General features: G+C 54.0%; 11 protein-coding genes and 1 tRNA gene. 5 read left to right on the forward strand and 7 right to left on the reverse strand.

What is annotated here, in order from left to right; all coding sequences use genetic code 11:
• Positions 1–2,595: a glycoside hydrolase family 5 protein gene (locus MFFC18_RS02545; protein ID WP_075084712.1), complete on the forward strand. Its 2,595-nt coding sequence runs from the start codon at positions 1–3 to the stop codon at positions 2,593–2,595.
• 102 nt (positions 2,596–2,697) lie between these two features.
• On the opposite strand, the gene MFFC18_RS02550 is transcribed toward MFFC18_RS02545, so the two are convergent.
• A complete protein-coding gene (locus MFFC18_RS02550) occupies positions 2,698–4,512 on the reverse strand; it encodes a Xaa-Pro dipeptidyl-peptidase (RefSeq protein WP_075084711.1) in 1,815 nt (604 codons plus the stop codon).
• 102 nt (positions 4,513–4,614) lie between these two features.
• On the opposite strand from MFFC18_RS02550, the gene MFFC18_RS02555 reads away from it, so the two are divergent.
• Complete coding sequence (locus tag MFFC18_RS02555; protein WP_084417168.1) at positions 4,615–6,084, forward strand: sulfatase; 1,470 nt, start codon at positions 4,615–4,617, stop codon at positions 6,082–6,084.
• Positions 6,085–6,139: 55 nt separating this feature from the next.
• Here MFFC18_RS02555 and MFFC18_RS02560 read toward each other — a convergent pair whose 3' ends face one another.
• Positions 6,140–8,977, reverse strand: coding sequence for a protein kinase domain-containing protein (locus MFFC18_RS02560; protein WP_148618599.1), 2,838 nt, complete (start codon positions 8,975–8,977; stop codon positions 6,140–6,142).
• A 229-nt stretch (positions 8,978–9,206) separates the two neighbouring features.
• Here MFFC18_RS02560 and MFFC18_RS02565 point away from each other — a divergent pair, with 229 nt between their 5' ends.
• Positions 9,207–10,415 (forward strand): FHA domain-containing serine/threonine-protein kinase, encoded by a 1,209-nt coding sequence (locus MFFC18_RS02565; RefSeq protein WP_075084709.1) that lies wholly within the window; start codon positions 9,207–9,209, stop codon positions 10,413–10,415.
• Between the two features lie 29 nt (positions 10,416–10,444).
• On the opposite strand, the gene MFFC18_RS02570 is transcribed toward MFFC18_RS02565, so the two are convergent.
• The 3 genes from MFFC18_RS02570 to MFFC18_RS02580 form a co-directional block, all read right to left on the reverse strand.
• Positions 10,445–11,686, reverse strand: a complete 1,242-nt coding sequence (locus MFFC18_RS02570; protein WP_075084708.1) for an ABC transporter permease — start codon at positions 11,684–11,686, stop codon at positions 10,445–10,447.
• A 1-nt stretch (position 11,687) separates the two neighbouring features.
• Complete coding sequence (locus tag MFFC18_RS02575) at positions 11,688–13,064, reverse strand: efflux RND transporter periplasmic adaptor subunit (RefSeq protein WP_075084707.1); 1,377 nt, start codon at positions 13,062–13,064, stop codon at positions 11,688–11,690.
• A gap of 135 nt (positions 13,065–13,199) precedes the next feature.
• The gene (locus tag MFFC18_RS02580) at positions 13,200–14,681 is read right to left on the reverse strand and encodes a hypothetical protein (RefSeq protein ID WP_148618600.1); all 1,482 of its coding nucleotides are present in this window, start codon (positions 14,679–14,681) and stop codon (positions 13,200–13,202) included.
• A gap of 240 nt (positions 14,682–14,921) precedes the next feature.
• Here MFFC18_RS02580 and MFFC18_RS02585 point away from each other — a divergent pair, with 240 nt between their 5' ends.
• Both MFFC18_RS02585 and MFFC18_RS02590 read left to right on the forward strand, forming a co-directional pair.
• Positions 14,922–15,533, forward strand: a complete 612-nt coding sequence (locus MFFC18_RS02585) for an ABC transporter substrate-binding protein (RefSeq protein ID WP_148618601.1) — start codon at positions 14,922–14,924, stop codon at positions 15,531–15,533.
• 238 nt (positions 15,534–15,771) lie between these two features.
• Positions 15,772–15,845: transfer RNA gene (locus tag MFFC18_RS02590), tRNA-Arg, on the forward strand.
• 769 nt (positions 15,846–16,614) lie between these two features.
• On the opposite strand, the gene MFFC18_RS02595 is transcribed toward MFFC18_RS02590, so the two are convergent.
• The gene (locus tag MFFC18_RS02595) at positions 16,615–17,163 is read right to left on the reverse strand and encodes a CHRD domain-containing protein (protein WP_075084703.1); all 549 of its coding nucleotides are present in this window, start codon (positions 17,161–17,163) and stop codon (positions 16,615–16,617) included.
• A 245-nt stretch (positions 17,164–17,408) separates the two neighbouring features.
• A complete protein-coding gene (locus tag MFFC18_RS02600) occupies positions 17,409–18,047 on the reverse strand; it encodes a hypothetical protein (protein ID WP_075084702.1) in 639 nt (212 codons plus the stop codon).
• Positions 18,048–18,058 lie beyond the last annotated feature (11 nt).

An 18,058-nucleotide genomic window follows, 5' to 3' on the forward strand; every position in this document is an offset into this window, starting at 1 on the left:
ATGCGCACTCATTCTGTCGTCCTGATCTTCGCTGTCGGAACTTTGCTTACCGTGTGCCTGTATGCAAACGTTGCTGTCGCAGCACCGCAGCCTGATTTGGTTGCTTTTCACATTCCCGGCGATGACGCCAGCGACACAATCACAAGTTTTGCATCGCGGGTTGGGCCGGAAGCGGGGGCGCAGGGATTCGTTTCTGTGAAGAACGGAAAGTTTTCTCTCGCCGGAAAACGTCAGAGGTTCTGGGGAGTGAACCTGTGCTTCAGCGCCAACTTTCCTACGCATGAGAAAGCCACAAAGATTGCAGCCCACTTTAGAAAGCTCGGGCTGAACATCGTTCGCTTTCATCACATGGATATGCAGGACGCGCCGGGAGGCATCTGGCGCACCAAAGCCGACGGGACTCGTGAGCTTGATCCGGAACAGATTGATCGGCTGGATTTCTTCCTGAACGAACTGCACAAAAATGGTATCTACGCGAACTTGAATATGCATGTTTCGCGAACGCTCACCAAAGGCGAAGGTTTTCCGGAGTACGAAAGTGGTCTTTGGTGGACCGGATCGAACAAGTGGGTGATGTACTACGACCCGGATGTGCAACAGGAGTTGAAGAAGTACTGTCGCGATTTGTTGACGCATGAAAATCCCTATCGAAAACTCCGCCGGGTGGACGATCCCGGTTTGGCGATGGTCGAAATGCTTAACGAGAATTACTTTTCGGTTAAAGGCGTTGAGTTGTTACGCCGGTTGCCGAAGAGGTTTCAGGATTCATTCCGGGTGAAGTGGAGCGCGTGGTTGAAGCAAAAGTACAACGATGAAGCGTCGATGTTTGCGGCCTGGGAAAGCCGACAGCAGCCCATGGGATCGGTTTTGGCGGAGTCCAATACATGGGCGAAGGATTTGGGGCCCTGGTCGCTCGCGGAGACCAACGTTTCGGTGAAAAAAACGTTCGGCGGTGAAAGTCCGGATGCCAACATTCCGTCGGTGCGATTCGTTCCGTCTGGCCGTTCAGATATGGCGCATCACATGCAGTTGCGGCAGACCAATCTTTCCGTTACCGAAAAACAGGCCTACACCTTGAAGCTGTGGGTGCGAGCAGATCAGCCGAGAGATCTGAAGCTTGAATTGGCGACGTCTGCGGGCGGCGAGTGGCGAGATCTTGGATTGTTTGAGACGGTTCAGATTAATGAAAACTGGCAAAAGATTCAGCGGACCATTTTGCCTCGCGAGTCGATCCACGCTGAGGTCACGTTGGCGCTCAACTTCGGACTCGATGCGACACCGATTGAGTTCGCGGGCGTGCAGTTGCAGGAGGGCGCCGAAATGATCGAACTCGACAATCGTCAAAGGTTTGACGACCATTCGGTGGCAGTTCCAGATACGGGTTGGCCATCGGCTTCGCACGAGGATTTGCAAGAATTCATGGTCGACACAGAGCGTGCCTGGATCGTCGAGTTGAAGGACTATCTTACGGACGAGTTGGGCGTAAAGGTTCCCATCACAGCATCGCAGGAGAACTATCACGCGCCCGGCGTGCTGGCCGAAACATGTGACTTCATCGACTTTCACAACTACTGGCACCATCCATTGTTTCCAGGCGATGCAGAATGGAGCCAGTCTCGCTGGACGGTCGATCAGCAGGCCATCGAATCGGCGCCAACGCGCAGCGACTGGCCAGCGAACTCTTTGCTGATGCGTTGCGGATGGCGCTACCACGACATGCCGTTCACGCTCAGCGAGTGGAATCAGGGCGAGCCAAATGTAACCGGTTCGGGAGCGATCATGATGGCGGCGACGATTGGCGCAATTCAGGATTGGGACGGAATCATGTTCTTTAGCTACACCGAAAATGGAGACCGCTTTTTCGCAGATCGTTTCGAAGGCTGGTTCGACTTTGCCGGGCATCCGGTGAAGCAGGCTGTAATCGCTGCCGCCGGGGATATCTATTTGCGCGGTGATCTGGATCCGCTCAAGCGACGCAAGTCAGGCACCTACGCCAATCGAGTTGACGGAAGGACTGCTTTTGAGTTTCAGATTGGAGTCGATGTCAATGCGAAGAAACCGGACGACGTTGTCGTACCGGAACAAAATCGTTTTCAGACACCAGACCAAAAACTGCTGTGGGACGCGACCGATCCGCAACAGGCTTTCATGCAGTTGAACACGGATCGGTCGAAGGGAGTCTGGGGCTTGATCGCGAACCAGAGTTTTCAGGTTGGCGACATGACTTTCGACGTTGGCGATGTCCGTCACAACTACGCAACGATTCTGCTGACGTCAAAGGATGATCAGCCAATCTCCCAAAGCCATTCAATGTTGTTGTTGGCGTCAAGCAGTGCCGAAAATACGGGTATGAAGTGGAATGAGTCGCGGAATTCGATTGGTGAAAACTGGGGAACGGGCCCGACGCTTATCAATCCCGTGAACGCCGAAGTGCGGTTGCCGAAAAGCGGACTTGCGGGCATCCCGTCCGTCTGGTCGCTCGACGGAACCGGTCAGCGGACTGGCCAGATCGAAACGGCGGTCGAGGGCGATCAGTTTGTGTTTGAGATCGGTGCTGACCACAAAACGCTGTGGTACGAAGTGGAAATAAAATAGCCGCCGACAAATCGCTAACAGGTAGCGTTGCCGACGGCCAATTTTCTTTCGGTGCTGCAGATCAAAATCCAACAGCCGACTTCTTCAAGTAACGTTGACGATTTAAAGTCCCGCGTTGCCGACGATGGGAAGCGTCAAGCTGGTGGCGTCAAGATCAACGGTTAGCTTTGTTCCCGGATCAGGCCACAAAGTGAAATCGCGATCGCTGGAGAATATCATCAAGCCAATTTGCTGACCGGCTGGAATGATCTGGTCGTCCGGTTGGAGGTCAAATTCCAGATCGTAAAACTTTCCCGGTTCCAGCGGTTCGCCTTTGGTGAGCGAACTGTGGTTTTGAGGATCTGCCCAGCCACGTGTAATCAAGTTCGCGTTGATCGAATCGGCTTTCTTGTCCCATGGCAGTGACACGATCCAGACCGAAAGGTTGGCGGCTGGTTTGTCACAGCTGAGGCGAATTTTGAGTTTCGAAGTGCCGGAAATATGAACCGCTTCGCTCAGTGGAGCCGTTGCAAACAACAGACGATTTTCGGATTCCGTTTTCGCAGCCAGTTTGTCGCCTCCGATCGAAACGTCGTCCGTCAGCGTCTCGCTGCCCTGCCCTTCTGCTTTTGTCTGACTCAAGCCGCCGACTTTCAAGCCGCCTTTGCTGGGGTAGAGCGTCACCATTTTGGCGTCCGGATTCGGGTAGTCCGGATAGGCCGTTGGGTCTTCACGTTCGGCGCCTTCGCGAACGATAAACGCACGTGGATCATCTTCGACACCGTTTTCAATATCGTAGAGATATCGACTGAACCAGCGATTCATCATTGAACGCGTCGGGGTGCCACCATGCCCACCTTGATGCAGATAGATCTGAGCCGGCGTGCCTTGCTTTTTGAGTGCTTCGTAAACGCGGATCGAATGAGCCGGCATCACGTTCCAGTCATTGAGTCCGTGAGCGATCAGCGTCGCGGCTTTCACTTTCCCAAGCTTGTTCACGTAGTCACGGCCCGCCCACCAATCGCTGTAGTCGCCTGATTCGCGATCAATATTCTCAAGGATCTCCTCGTCACGAACCTCGCAATCACAATGTTCTCGCATTTCGGGAGGACCGCTGTTGACGAAGTCGTAAAGCACGTCCACGTCCTCGCCCATGTAACCGCCAGGATGTCGCACCAGTCCGTTGCTGCGATAGTAGTGGTAGTAAGAAGTGTTCGGAGCTACCGGAATGATGCACTCAAGCCCTTCGACTCCGGTCGTTGCCGCAGCGATTGGAAGGGTTCCGTTGTAGCTGGTTCCCGTCATGCCGACTTTTCCGGTGCACCAGCTTGCTACAACCTCTTCACCACCAACCGGTTCGGTGAATCCTTTGGCACGTCCGTTAAGCCAGTCAATCACGGCTTTGGGAGCCAAGCACTCATTGTCGCCACCGATCGTCACGCAACCCTGCGAAAGTCCGGTGCCCGGCGAACAGGAGTGGACGACAGCGAAACCGCGGGACACCCAGTAGTTGGTCAACCGGTTGGAGATGACGGGTCGTCTGCTTTGGTGTTTGATATCGACGGGGTGTTTGTGCTCTGGAGGCGTTTCACCGATCTCGTGTTTCGGGTCCCAAAACGTTCCTTTTGCGTTGCCGGCCGTCCCTGCAAAATAGGGGCTGGTGTTGTAAATGACCGGGACTTTCAGGCCTTCGGTGTCGGTTTGGATCGGCCGCGCGACATCGACATGCATGCGATCCATCGTGCCGTTTCCGTCCGAATCGAACTCGGTTTCGACCCACAGATCATGCAACACACGATTTGCTTTGCCTTTAAAAGCGTCGACTTCCTGGGCTTCGCCATCGACGAAAACAGGCTTGGCTGCTTCTTGGGCAAACGAACTGGAAACCAGCAAGGTGCTGAGTAACAAACACACGTGAAGAGTTTTGAATCGCGACATAAGAGCCTCGGGCTGTCAATTTGTTGTTAGCATTCCATTATGCTTAAACTGGCACAGGTCTGCCAGACTCGATCAACAGCTTCAACAGAATCAGGAATTCTTATGTTTTCGGGAAACGTGTTCAGGCAGCGACAGTTTTGCCTGGTCGTTGGACTGGTTGTGTTCGCCATCGCACTTTCGAACCGCCACGTTTCGATCGCATGGTCGCAGGAAACGATCGTCAATCCGAACATCGTTTTGATTAACGCTGACGATCTTGGCTGGATGGATTTGAAGTGCCAGGGCAGCAAGTACTATCAGACTCCGAACGTCGATCGACTTGCCAGTGAGGGAATGCGGTTCACTAATGCGTATGCATCGGCTTCGAATTGTGCGCCAAGCCGCGCCTGCATGATGACAGGCCAATACGGGCCAAGGCATGGAGTTTTCACTGTGCAGAATTCTGATCGTGGTCCGGCAAAGGCTCGAAAGCTGATCCCTGTTCGCAACAAGACGTCGATCTCCGAAGACCACTTCACGATTGCCGATCTGCTCAATTCGGTTGGTTATCAAACGATTTCGATCGGCAAGTGGCATATTGGCAAGGATCCGTTGCTCAATGGCTTTGATCAGAATGTGGCGGGTGAACACATTGGTCATCCGGGGGCAAAACAGGGGGGATATCACAGCCCGTTCAGTTATGTGAACTGCGTATCGGAATCGAAGGGCGAGTACTTGACCGATCGGCTGACCGACGAAGCGATAAAGTTTGTGAACGACAACCAGAGCAAACCTTTCTTTCTGTATCTGCCGTTTTATGCCGTTCATACTCCGCTACAACCAAGGGCGGACAAGAAGAAACGCTGGAAGTCGATCGAAGCTCAGCCCGGACAAAGCAATGCTTCTTACGCCGCGATGGTGGAGAGCATGGATGAGAACGTAGGTCGATTGCTCGAAAGCCTTGACAAGCTTGGGCTAAGCGAACGAACGATCGTAATTTTCACTTCGGATAACGGAGGCCACTGGGCCATCAGCCGTCAGGCTCCGCTGCGGGCTGGCAAGGGATCCTATTTTGAAGGCGGCATTCGAGTTCCGATGATCGTTCGCTGGCCGGGCCGAATCAAACCGGGAACGACGTGCGATGAGCCGGTGATCAACGTCGACTTCATGCCAACGTTTGCGGAGATTTCTGGCGCGAAAATTCCCGCGAAGCAAACAATCGATGGAGTCAGCCTGCTGCCTGTTTTGATGGACAGCAAAGCCGGCTTGAAGGAGCGGTCATTGTTTTGGCATTTTCCTGTTTATCTGCAATCCGTTTCGCGAGCCAGCGGAGAATTCGAGACTCACGATTCGAGGTTTCGAACTCGTCCCGGATCAGCAATTCGATCTGGCAAATGGAAGTTGCACGAGTATTTCGAAGACGGCAGGCTTGAGTTGTACGATCTTGAGTCGGACATCGGCGAAACCGAAAACGTTGCCTCCGTCCGACCAGAAATTGCCAATCGGCTGCATGCTGAACTTGAAAAATGGCGAGACGATGCAGGGGCTCCGGTGCCCACAGACTTGAACCCGAAGTACTCGCCTGCGAAATAACTTTGCCCGGTCGCTTTCCGCCATCAAAAGATTGACTGGCACACAGGCTGTCATGCTACTTCGGCGTCAGCCTCGTGCCGATCAGATAGTCCTGCAGTCCGCGTCTTGGGCTGATCAGCGTAGTCAAAACACCGCAAGCCATCGACAGGAAGCATAGCAATCCCAACCCCATCGCGTAGAGCGCCGTGAGGGGATTTTCCATGATGTACTCCGCGACCGATCCGGCCTCTGGTTCGACGCCAGAGGATTGGCTATTGCCAAGGATGACTATAATCATCCACACGCCTGTTGTCGCAAAAGCTGGCAGCCACGAAAGAAACGAGCGGACAACGAGTTTCAAATACCCGACCTGTTTGCCTTTTTGGTTGGTGACCGAAATTCCCATCAGATGAAAAATCGGGCCGCCGTGAAAAATGACTCCCAGCACGACCGGCACGATAAGGCTAAGCGACAGGCCGATAAAGAAACGCGATGCGTGAGGGGCCGGGATTACGAAAAAGGCCAGCAGATACATGAACGCGCTGATCGTCGAATAAAGCAGGTATTCAATCCCGACCGTGATCCCCAAAACTCCGACTCGTGTCTCCCAGTCGATTCGATTGAGTTTCCCTTTGAGTGATCTGAGTTTGTCCGTTGTCCAGTTGAGCGTCGATGCTGAATCGGGTTGCTTGCGAAGCTCCGCCAGAAAAGACTGTGCTGAGAGCGGCAAGTTTTCCGTTTTCGAAATGGCTTTGCCAACAGTTTTGACCAACCGGCTGGCAAACTGTTCGGGGCTGCGATGTGCGTCCGACAACGACTGTTCCGACCAGCTGTCAACGATCGAACTCAAACGAGGATCCTTGTCGTCAGGTGCGATGTTGTCCACCACGTCGACCAGGCTGCGGTCAATGATTTTTGCATTGCCATTTCGATCCAGCCAGACTTGAGGTAGCGAAAGCGTCTCTGGCATGGTGCCGTCCTTGATCGCGATCTTTAGTTCATCCGAAACGTCCTGAATCAGCTTTTTGTACTCCGGCCAATCCGCCTCGTATCGCGATGCAATCACCGTTTGCAGCGGCAAACCTTCTACGGCTTCAAACGCATCCCATCGCTTGCCCTCATCGTTAACGCCACCGTCAAGCCACCGTTGGCGAGTCGTTCGAGACAGCAAAATTCGCTGTTCAGACGGAGCACAATCAGAATCGTTGCACAGGTGGACCCACACATTTCGATTTAATTGAGTGTCGACTCCGAGGTACACGGTCGTGTCGTCGGTGCGATGCAAAATCTGTCCGACGTTGTACGGACCCAGCATAAACGTTTCGCCGTCGCACTTCGGTTTGGGGTCGGGAATCAACAACTGGCGCGTCGCCGGGCGTCCGTCGGTGATGACTTGAGTGCCGCTGAGGATCTCGTGCCAGCCTTCGTTTCCGGTCCGTCGAATGATAGGGCTGAGAATAATCAGCAATGGGACCACCGAGATCAGCGAGTTGACCGCGGTGCGCAATGTCGTGTCCACAGGAGAAGTTGTCATTGGCCAAATCGCAACCAGGATCAAGCCGACCACCAGCGGAACAGCGGCGCCGCCGGGGATGAAAAATGCTCGGAGCAACGCCCTGCTCCACGAAGGTTTCGCGCCTTCATGATCGATGACCTTCAGCCCCAGCAATCGCTTGCCAATCGTCTTTCCGGTGAACGCTTCCAGCAGAAAGAAATACATCAACGGAACGATGAATCCAAAAATCGGCCCAATCCAGGAAATTGGCCCCAGCATGTCCTCCACCGGGATGTCTTTCACTTTGGACATGACACCGGCGTAAGCCCCGAATCCTCCCAGGCAAACTCCGATTGCCACCGCGACCAATACGATGTCGATCATGTAAGCCGAAACGCGCCGACCAATCGCGGCGAGCGAATCCTGGCTTTGGGCAAATGGCAAAAGTGCGTTTCTCAATTCCTGCAACGACTGATACCGCTTCGAACGGTTCTTTTCCAGGCAGCTTTGGAGGATGCGTATCAGTTCGCGCGGCAAATCGTTGTCGATCTTTGGCGAATCCGTAATGATTTGAGCGGTCACCGTCATCGCGTCGCCGACAAATGGTGGCCGGCCCGTGAGCAAGCAACAGAGCGTTGCACCTACGGCGTAGATGTCCGTTCGGTTGTCCAGTTTCTCGCCCCGAATCTGTTCGGGGGCCGCATAAGCCGGCGTGCCCATAAAAGTGCCGGTTCGAGTCAGTTCGACGTCGGTTGAAATCACCGATTTGGACAGCCCGAAATCGCCGATCTTGACCCGCTCATCAGAATCGATGAAACAGTTCGAAGGCTTCACATCACGATGGATCAGCCCCATGCCGTGAGCCGCGTCCAGACCATCGATCACGTCCAGAATTTTGTCGACGGCTTCTCCGACAGGCAGCGGCCCGTCCTGTTTGACGCGGTCATCAAGGGTTTCGCCAGGCATTAATTCCATGGCAATGAAGGGCTGGTCATCGAGTCGTCCGGCGCTGTAGACGAAGGTGACTCGTGGATGTGAAATCCTCGACGCGAGTTGAGCTTCGCGCTTAAACCGGGTGACTGAATCCTGATCCGAGAGATGGTTGCTCGAAAGACGCTTCAATGCCACTTGGCGGCCATTGTTCGTATCAACAGCTTTCCAGACGACTCCCATGCCGCCGGATCCGAGAATGCTAATCAGTTCGTAGTTCTCGATCCGTTCACCAGCGTGAAGCCCGCGGCCCGGTTTGGTGACCGAAGTCGTCGGTGCGATGGTGACGTCAGAAAACTCGGTCGGGTTGGCCAGTTCGCCGGCATGCGTTTGTTCATCCTTGAGGCTGCAGCCGCATTCCTGGCAGAACTTGGGAGGTTCTGAATCGAAAGTGAATGTGGTTTTGCAACCGGAGCAGCGTATGATCAACGCGATTCCTCGCCTGAAATTGTGGCTTGAAAGTGGCTTTGGCAGAAGCCGGTGCTGGTGATCCAGCGTGAACTCCAAGTTCCTGATTTTAGTCGCCAGCGATGACCCCGTCGACACGAATCACATCGGTAAAACGCGAGTACTGCCTTCAATCTGCGGTGTTGCGGTGTTACAGTATGAACAGGACTATTGCCTCCGCTTCGTTCCGCTTTGAGAACCCCGACAGCTAATGAAACTCAGCCTCACCGTCATCGCAGGCCCCGACCAAGGGCAAACATACGAACTCCCTGCGGGTAAGACCCTCGTTCTCGGGCGCGGCGACAAAGCCGACATTCGGGTCAATGATCCCGCCGTTTCGCGAACGCATTTCGAAGCTTCCAATCAGGGAGACGGCCTGCTGGTTGCCGATCGTGGCAGTCGATCCGGTTTGTTCGTTGATGGTTCGAAAGTTGAAACCGCGAACGTTTCGGTGGGAGCAGTCATCCAGGTCGGCGATACCCGGATGCGAGTTTCGGTCGTAGGTGAACCGACAATGGCCAGTTCGGCTCCGCAAGTCGAAGAAAAGCCGCTGCCGCAAATGGTCGGCGAAAAACTTGGTCCCTATCTGCTGCAAAACGTGATTGGACAGGGCGCCTCGGGCGTTGTCTTCAAGGCAACCGACGAAGAAAACAATCGCATCGCAGCGGTAAAGGTGCTCTCGCCAACCTTCACTTCGTCTGACGAGCAACGGCAGCGTTTTGTTCGAGCGATGAAGACCATGTTGCCGATTCGCAGCCCCCGGATTCTCCGGCTGTACAACGCTGGCAAGAACGGTCCATATTGTTGGGCAGCGATGGAATACGTTGACGGAGACAATCTCGCGGACTTGATTCAACGCATCGGCATCGAGGGAATGTTGGACTGGAAAGAAGTCTGGCGAGTCGCAGTGGATGTCGCTCACGCTCTCAATACGGGCTACGAAAACAAGATCGTGCACCGAAATGTGACGCCCAAGAACATCCTCAGACGCTCCAGCGACAAAGCCTGTTTGCTTGGCGATTTTATGCTCGCCAAAGCACTCGAAGGCACACTGGCGCAGGACGTTACGTCGCCCGGTCAAATTCTCGGTGAGCTTTCCTATCTGGCTCCGGAACGAACTCGTGGCGATGCCGAAATCGACACGCGAAGCGATTTGTACGGATTGGGAGCGACCTGCTACGCTCTGCTCACCGGACGTCCGCCAGTCAGCGGAACTTCAATGGTCGACATCATCAAAAACGTTCGCGATGAAAAGCCCGATCCACCAAAGAACTACCAGCTTTCGGTGAACGATCTGTTTCAGGATTTGATCATGACATTGATCGAAAAAGATCCTGCCGATCGTGTTCAGACGCCTGCAAAGCTGATCAGCGAATTGCTGCGAATAGGCAAGTTCAACAATCTGGATGCGAAGATTTAGCCCTGCGACCTGCGACGGTCGGGACATCGCTATTCGTATCGCAACGCATCGATAGGGTCCAGTTTGCTCGCGCGGCGTGCCGGATAGAATCCGAAGAATGCGCCGACGGCTGCTGCGAACAGAAACGCGACGATGGCAGCGGGAATCGAAACGATGATCGGCCAGTCCGTTCCCGTCGAAAACGAGTTGATCAGCGTTGTAATCCCGATCGAGGCGCTAATGCCAAGTGCGAATCCGATCAGGCCGCCCACACAGGAAAGCAGGATCGATTCCACCAGAAACTGCATCAGAATGTCGCGAGAACGTGCGCCCACCGCCATGCGGATTCCAATTTCGCGAGTCCGCTCGGTAACCGAGACCAGCATGATGTTCATGATGCCAACGCCTCCGACGAGCAGCGAAATGCCGGCAATCGAAGCCAGCATGAGAGTCATCGTTCCCGTGATCATGCCCAGCATGTCTGCGATTTCATTGGTCGTCTTGATATCGAAGTCTGCGTCGACTTCTTTGTCAATGCTGTGACGATCGAGCAACAGTTGAGTTACCTCGGCTTTGGCGGCTTCGACTTGAGCACTCGATTTTGCGGACGCGAAAACAACATGCACGTCGTCAAAGCTGGATCCATTAAGAGTTCGGCGCACCGAAGTGTATGGCATCAGAATCACGCTGTCCTGGTCTTCGCCCATCATGTTGGCGCCTTTCTTCTCCAGAATGCCGACAACGCGGAAAGGCTTGTTGTTGATACGCACGGTTTGGTCCAGCGGATCCGACGTTTGAAACAGCTTGTTGACCAACGTGTGTCCAATGACGCAAACTTTGTCTGCTTTGTCGATTTGTGACTGGTCAAAAAATGAACCGTATTCAACGGGCCAGTTACGGACTTTCAGATAGTCCGGTCCGACGCCGAACATTTCGTTGGGGCTGATGTTCAGATTTCCGTAGACGACCTGGCCACCGGTTCCGACCAGCGGAGACGAGGCCTGGATCAAACTGCACTCGTCGGAAATGGCCCGAGCATCATCGGAAGTCAGCGTGTTGACTCGGCCGGAACGAACGCCACCCTTTTTGCTTTCGCCCGGGAAGATGATCATCACATTGGTGCCGAAACTTTCCAGCTCGCCCTGAACGAGCGCACTTGCGCTCTGTCCGATCGAAACCATTGTGGTCACCGCGGCGATTCCGATCACCACGCCAAGTACCGTTAGTGCCGCTCGCATTTTGTTCTTGGCGAGTGCCTTGGTGGCGATGGCCAGCGTTTTAAGGGGTCCCATGCTACTCTTCGCCTCGAGCTTTCTGACCGATCACCAGTTCCATGCCTTTTTCAACATCACCAGAGACCAATTCCCAAAACCGACTGTCGCTGATGCCGACTTTGACCTCGATGGCCTTGAGTCGTTCGCCTTCCACGACCCACACGTGGCGGATCTTCTTGTCTTTCTTTTTTCCGTTCGTCGATTCGTCATCCGCCAGTTCGGTCGAAAGCTGATCCTCGTTTGAGTCGTCGGCGTCAGAATTCGAATTTGCGGAATCGGAATCGTCTTTGTCAGGGCTCTCGTTGGATTCGTCGTCGACATTTTCGTCGCCCCCTTCGTCAGCCTCTTCATCGGAGTCAGATTTGCCAATGTCGAGAAGGTGCTGATCCTGTTCGCGAACATGTTCCTTGTTTGTCGGGAAGAATCGAATCGCGCCTTTGGGGATCTTGACGACGTTCTCGCGTTTGCGAATCTGGAACGAAAGATCAGCAGTCATTCCAGGTAGCAACTTCAAATCCGGGTTGGGGCATCCAACAACAACCGGATAGGTGACAACGTTCTGAAGCTCGGCAGAGCTAAATCGAACTTCCTCGATAAAACCTTCAAACTCCGAATCCGGATAGGCCGTCACGGTAAAAGTAACCGGTTGTTCGGAGTCCGCAGCTTCACGGATCAGCCCGATTTCCGATTCGTCAACGTCAGCAAAGATGTGCATTTTCTCGCGCATCCCAACGCCGACCACAAACAGTTCCGGGGTCTGAAATTGGGCCGCGAGAGTTTGGCCAGGTTCGACTTTCCGGTCGATAATCATGCCGTCTTCCGGCGAACGAATCTCACAATAATCCAGATTCGTCTGGGAGTTCGTAAGCGTAGCCTTGGATCGTTCTACCGCAGCCTCGGCGATGACCAGTTGTGCTTCCTGGGACAATCGACTGAAGCGAACGCGGTCGAGTTCCGACTGTGCGATGAAGTCCTTGTTCTTCTCTCTCAGTTTCATCGCGCGACGCTCGTCGTTTCGAGCTTGCTGCAGAAGCGCCTTGACGCGCTGCACGTCAGCCATCGCGGTCGCCAGAGTCGCTTTGTCGCGAGCCACATTGGCTGCGAAAAGTTTCGGGTCGATTCGGGCAAGAACCTCGTTCTGTTTGACTTCCTGATTGAACTCAACGAACAAGTCCACGATAGGACCGGAAACGAACGAGCCAATTTGGACTTTCTTGACCGGCCGAACCGTACCGGTCGCGCTGACTTGCTGCTTCAAGGTGCCGACGTTGGTTTTGACGGTACGCCAGCGAGGCTTGTTGCTCTCCTCGATTTTTTTCGCAATCGGGCCGTAGGCGAAGTAGCCGATCGCGCCAAGAACGGCGAGCGCAATGGTGGTTTTGATCGGGAATTTCAAAAAATCACCTGGAGAGTGGGCAAGGAGGTTACCCCTTTATAGTTGGATCACGCGACATGGCAACGGTTGCAAAGCGATGCACTTTGGCTGTACACCATTCGGGCCGGCAAGGTTTCGCCAAGTTCAAAACTGGGCCTAGAACGCGATTCCAGACCGGATCATGAACGAATCCTGGATCGGGATATCAGCCAGCGGAGCCGTGCGATAAACCAGTTCGCGCTCAAACACGTATCCTACGTCAAAGAAACCGGTGACGCGCCGCGGTCCCATCCACTCCAGCCCCATAAATGCGCGGACATCGTTGATGTCGACCTGATCTTCGAATCCCGCAGCACGATCGATTGCCCAGCTGCCTCCGCCATATTCGGCGCCGACGTACGCCCAGCCTTCAAAGTTGTTGAAATTCGGGATGCGATGTGAGACCTTGCTACGCGGGAACGTCAGGTCGATCTTCATGTCAGGATTTGGGTTGGCGTAGATCCCGAAAACCGGAAGCATCTTCAATCGAATTCGATCGAGGTACTCGACACCGATCTTGCCGACCATGTACTCGTTGATTCGACGCCAACCGACCAGCCGACCAGTCATGCGAAGTGAGTCCGAAGACAAGTTGTCAAAATCGCTGTACACGCCAATCGTAAAATTGTTGTCAAATCCAAACCCGCGAGCCGGATCGGTGGTGTGATCGAAGGCCAGATACGCGCTGTACGCGCGAGGCGGTAGGTCGACTCCGGTTTCGACCGTGTCCGGGCCGTGCCACCAGTGAGCCGCGAAACCCGGGGAAATCCGCAGCGGTTGCGGACCGCCAAAGAACCTTGGCCACGTTGCTGTCGTCGCGACTTCCAGATCGTTGATGCCAAGCTCGTTTCCGATTGAGCTGTTCCCTCCGCTCCCGTAAATCCATGTTTGACGGGCACGAGGTCTTTCGAGAACGCGTGGCAAGAAGTTGTTGCGAAAGTTTGACCAGGCCTGGTTCGCCCAGGTCCAGTCGATCGATGGAAGCCAGTCAGTCCCGGTGCCCTGATAGGGCCACTGGTTCTGTGGAAGGTAGCCCTGGCCTTGCGGCAAGTTGTAATTGAAAGCCGGCTGATTCCCCGTCACGTCACGAAACGATTGAACAGGCGGAGGTGATACCGGAGCAACCTGCGGCTGGAAGACCTGGGGTTGAATGTTGGGTGGCTGCAAGTTCTGCGGCAATTGAAAATTCGGGTTGCCGTTGCCAATGAACGCTGGCTGTTGAACGGTGGGAAAAACCGGAAATGGCTGATTGCCAGATGAAAACGGGTCGAAGCCTGGCAGCGACGGCGTTCCAAACTGGGGAGCCGTCTGAATCGCAGTCGGTTGGCTGAACGTTGGCGGTTGGAAAGTGGGCTGTCCAAGGGAAACGCCGCCTTGTGGGAACGCGGTCGGCGAAGTTGCGGCCAATCCAGGGAAATTCAGCTGTTGCGGCGGCGGAGGAAGCGTGGCTGGTTGCGGCTGCGTTTGCAACGAGAAAAAGTCATCGATTCCGGTTCCTTCGAAGCGCGCACGCTGCGAGTACGCTTTGCCCACAAACAAAAAAGTGCAAGCAAAAAGTGATAGCAGGATTTTTTGAACCATCTTTTTGTTTTGGCTCAAGATTGGGGCTCCGAAAAGCGACAACGGTCGGTTTTGTTTCTAGTTACAGTTCCGAAGATATTGGGTCAAGGCATCTTGGACTAAACTACCTTTCTGCGGTAAAGCTGAAACAGAGAAGGGAGCCATCTTCAATGTCATCAACATTGAGATTGACCAAAATTTTTCCAGCGGTAAGAATTCCCGCTGATTCGAAATCGTGAACTCAATACTCTCGTGATCAACTTCCATGGAAGGAAGACTATGTTCAGGCAAATCACAACCATCCTGTTAGCTCTTATATTGACGACGGCTTTTATTGGCTGTTCGGAACCCGCTGCAACGACGGAAAGCGGTGAGAGCGAAGATACTGTTTCCCAAACACGTGAATCTGCGATTCCAGAAACTGATGTCGCCACACAACCCGATACGCTGCCGGGCAGCGATGCAACTGCGAAGGTTGTATGCGAACGGTTCCTGGCTTTGCTTTCCAAAAACGAACGCAATCTCGCGGAGCAACTGCTGACTCGCCAGGCTTTCAAAGCCACCGTCGACGCAGGACTGGAACTCGAAGCACTCGGCGGTCCCGGTTCAAAGGTTAAAGTCGGCGAAGCTTCCTACGCGACGAGCCGCGCCAAAGTTGCTCAGGTGCCTTGCACTGTGGTCGAGAAAGACGGCTCAAAACAGTCGCTTTTGTGGATGATGCGTCGGGGCGATTCGGGCTGGCGTATTGCAGGTTTGATCGTCGAAACCGGCGAGTCCCAGGAGTTCTTGAGCTTGGAAAACAGAGCCGATGTTGCCGCAATTATGGCGTCTCAGGGTGGCAGTTCGTCAGAAGGCAATATTCGTCAGGTCTCCGCGACAGACGACGAATAGTAGCCGATTCGCTGCGACGGCGAAGCGGTGTCAACGATTGGGGCACGCGGCTGTCGCCTTTGCCGAGGTTTCCGTATGGAAATACGGCCAGAAAATGAAAATCTGGAAGAAAGGCTACACCGCGGGCTTGATTTTGCCGAACTAGCAACGGAATTGGGAGTCTTTCCCGAAACGCCAAACGAGCGTCTTTACGCGGCTCGCGTTATCGATATACTTTGACGCTCTCAAGCACAAAAATGCACCCGTAGTTCAACTGGATAGAACGCCGGTCTACGGAACCGGAGGTTGCAGGTTCGAATCCTGCCGGGTGTACTTTCTTGCGTCTCTACGCACGCTAAATGAGACTGATCCGAGCTGCGGTATCTCGTATTTTCGCCTGAAGTCCGGCCGTTCAGGCGCTCATTCGTCGATTTGAATCGACCTCAACAGGTTTTGCTTTCAGCGCAGAACTACGCCTACTATATTGCGAACTCTGTATGTTTTTTTCTAACGAGTGAAGTGATGAATCGATTGAGAACACGGCGAGGCGATCGGCAGACGGCCTCCGGTTCATGGTGAAAGAATTGGCATCCGGGCAAGCTTCAGCCAACGGTTATGGATGGTGACGAACTGGATGTTATGCCGACGGGAACCTACAAAGCGTGACGGTGATTGCAGACGTCCTTGTTCAAGTCGCCGAACCGGATGAATCTGACAACACCATGAGTTTTTCGTTTCAATCATCCAGCCCGGTGGACTTGCCACATAAAATGACTTGGCCGCTCGACGGTGCTCAGTGCAGTGAGCAGTGAAGCGAAAATCGCGAACTGATACGACCATTGGAATTAGCGACTACTCCGTGCCAAGCACTTACAACAGCCACATCGCATTTGACACGGGGCCAGTTAGGTTCGATATGGAAACGTCAACGTGTTCGACCTGCTCGCCTTCCGACAACGGTATGGAACCAGTATCTAGTTGAGGCAGAAAGTATCAGCTTCCTGCTTGATCAAACCAACGAAAGAACCGCATTGATCAGGAGACTGACCAATGCGGTTCTTTTTTATCGTTGAATCTTCTTCGCCGTCTAGCGACGTGAAATTCAGTTTCGCTTTCTGCGGACAAAGCCCACTGCGCCGATCAGGCCAGCGATCGCCAGACTCGACGGTTCCGGAACGGCGGCGAACAGATTGCCACGAAGCTCGCCACCCGCGTTGTCGGCGGTATGCACATTGATGTACGTTTCGCCATCAAGCAGGATGTCAGCTTGAACTGAACTGAGTGTTACAACTCCATTGATCCCGCCGTCAGTCGCCGAGTTGTCGAGGATCGAGGAAAAATTGATCAACACACCTCCGTTGCTATTGATGTCGGCTGGACCGTGCAGGTGAGCCGCGGTCGCGTCACCAGTCAGGTCGCCAAATCCGTTCCCGGAACCCCATGCAACGTTCACGGTCAACTCATTGGTGGATGTATCCAGCACCAGACCAATGGCGTCACCAAAACCAGAGCCAGATGCTCCGCCGACTTCGTTTCCAGTCTGCAGACCGGATCCGGCTTGCCCAAAGAGGTCGAAATTGACCAACTGTGCGTCTGCCTGAGTGCTCATAAACATCAGTGCAAATGCAAATGCCAAAACTGTACTTTTCATCGTGTAAATCCAAATCAAATGGGGAGTGGAGACGGTTTAGCGGGGTCACTGCAGTGGTGAACGTGATTTAGCGAAAACAGGCGCGCCGTATTTGCTCCGCAACGTAACCGCTACGGTGTGATCCGCAATCTGATACGACGCGACCATAACTCTGTGACTTGGAAACCGTAGAAAAGACAAAAAGCTTTAAATGCCGACGGGCAGATTCGTGAAGTTCGAGGTTGAGTGCTGCTGGTTCGCCGTTTTTACGCTTCGAGAGGCTCAAGGCTGAAAGAAAAGTCTCTTCCTTCGACGCGGGAATTGGCGTTCAATTCGCCTTCCATTTCGATGGGGCTTCCGTCGATTGAGAAATCGGCGAACGAGCGACAGAACCATTGTCCGTCTCGACGCAGCAGAATCACTTCATGCTCCCAACGTGTGCAGCGAATGTGCGACTGTGCATTCGGTCCCAGGATGATCGTGTTGCCCGCGATCAGTACGGCGTCAGACCAGGGATAGGTGCGATTGCGGGACTCAAAACGAATGACCGCCGTTGTGCTCCATGGGTGTGGCTTGCAATATCGCAGCGACACCGAGTCTCCCATCTCAAATGTGCGATTGTCAGTCAGCAGTTGGGGATCGTGAACTGATTGCTGATCAACGAAAACGGGGCCGACTGGGTGAAGCAAGTGGCCCGAATCCGCAGACTGAATTTTTGCGTGGACCTGATGAATGTCTCCGGAAATCGGAATGGAGACTTCGTTCTGTTGAGTCGCCTGTCCGATCGAATTGACCGTGTCGGCACACACCATGTAACCACCAACGCCGTCGACCCAGATCATGAATCGGGATCGCGCATCAGTGGGATGAGTTGACTCCTTCGATTCCATGCTGGATGCATTCATGTTGTTGCGAC

This window comes from Mariniblastus fucicola, from assembly GCF_008087665.1.
Taxonomy (GTDB): domain Bacteria; phylum Planctomycetota; class Planctomycetia; order Pirellulales; family Pirellulaceae; genus Mariniblastus; species Mariniblastus fucicola.

Bases quoted from the DNA above. Each gene is read 5' to 3' on its own strand.
- MFFC18_RS02555 (WP_084417168.1), top strand. From the start codon at position 4,615: ATGTTTTCGGGAAACGTGTTCAGGCAGCGACAGTTTTGCCTGGTCGTT.
- MFFC18_RS02585 (WP_148618601.1), top strand. From the start codon at position 14,922: ATGTTCAGGCAAATCACAACCATCCTGTTAGCTCTTATATTGACGACG.
- MFFC18_RS02570 (WP_075084708.1), bottom strand. From the start codon at position 11,686: ATGGGACCCCTTAAAACGCTGGCCATCGCCACCAAGGCACTCGCCAAG.
- MFFC18_RS02545 (WP_075084712.1), top strand. From the start codon at position 1: ATGCGCACTCATTCTGTCGTCCTGATCTTCGCTGTCGGAACTTTGCTT.
- MFFC18_RS02600 (WP_075084702.1), bottom strand. From the start codon at position 18,047: ATGAATGCATCCAGCATGGAATCGAAGGAGTCAACTCATCCCACTGAT.
- MFFC18_RS02565 (WP_075084709.1), top strand. From the start codon at position 9,207: ATGAAACTCAGCCTCACCGTCATCGCAGGCCCCGACCAAGGGCAAACA.
- MFFC18_RS02550 (WP_075084711.1), bottom strand. From the start codon at position 4,512: ATGTCGCGATTCAAAACTCTTCACGTGTGTTTGTTACTCAGCACCTTG.
- MFFC18_RS02595 (WP_075084703.1), bottom strand. From the start codon at position 17,163: ATGAAAAGTACAGTTTTGGCATTTGCATTTGCACTGATGTTTATGAGC.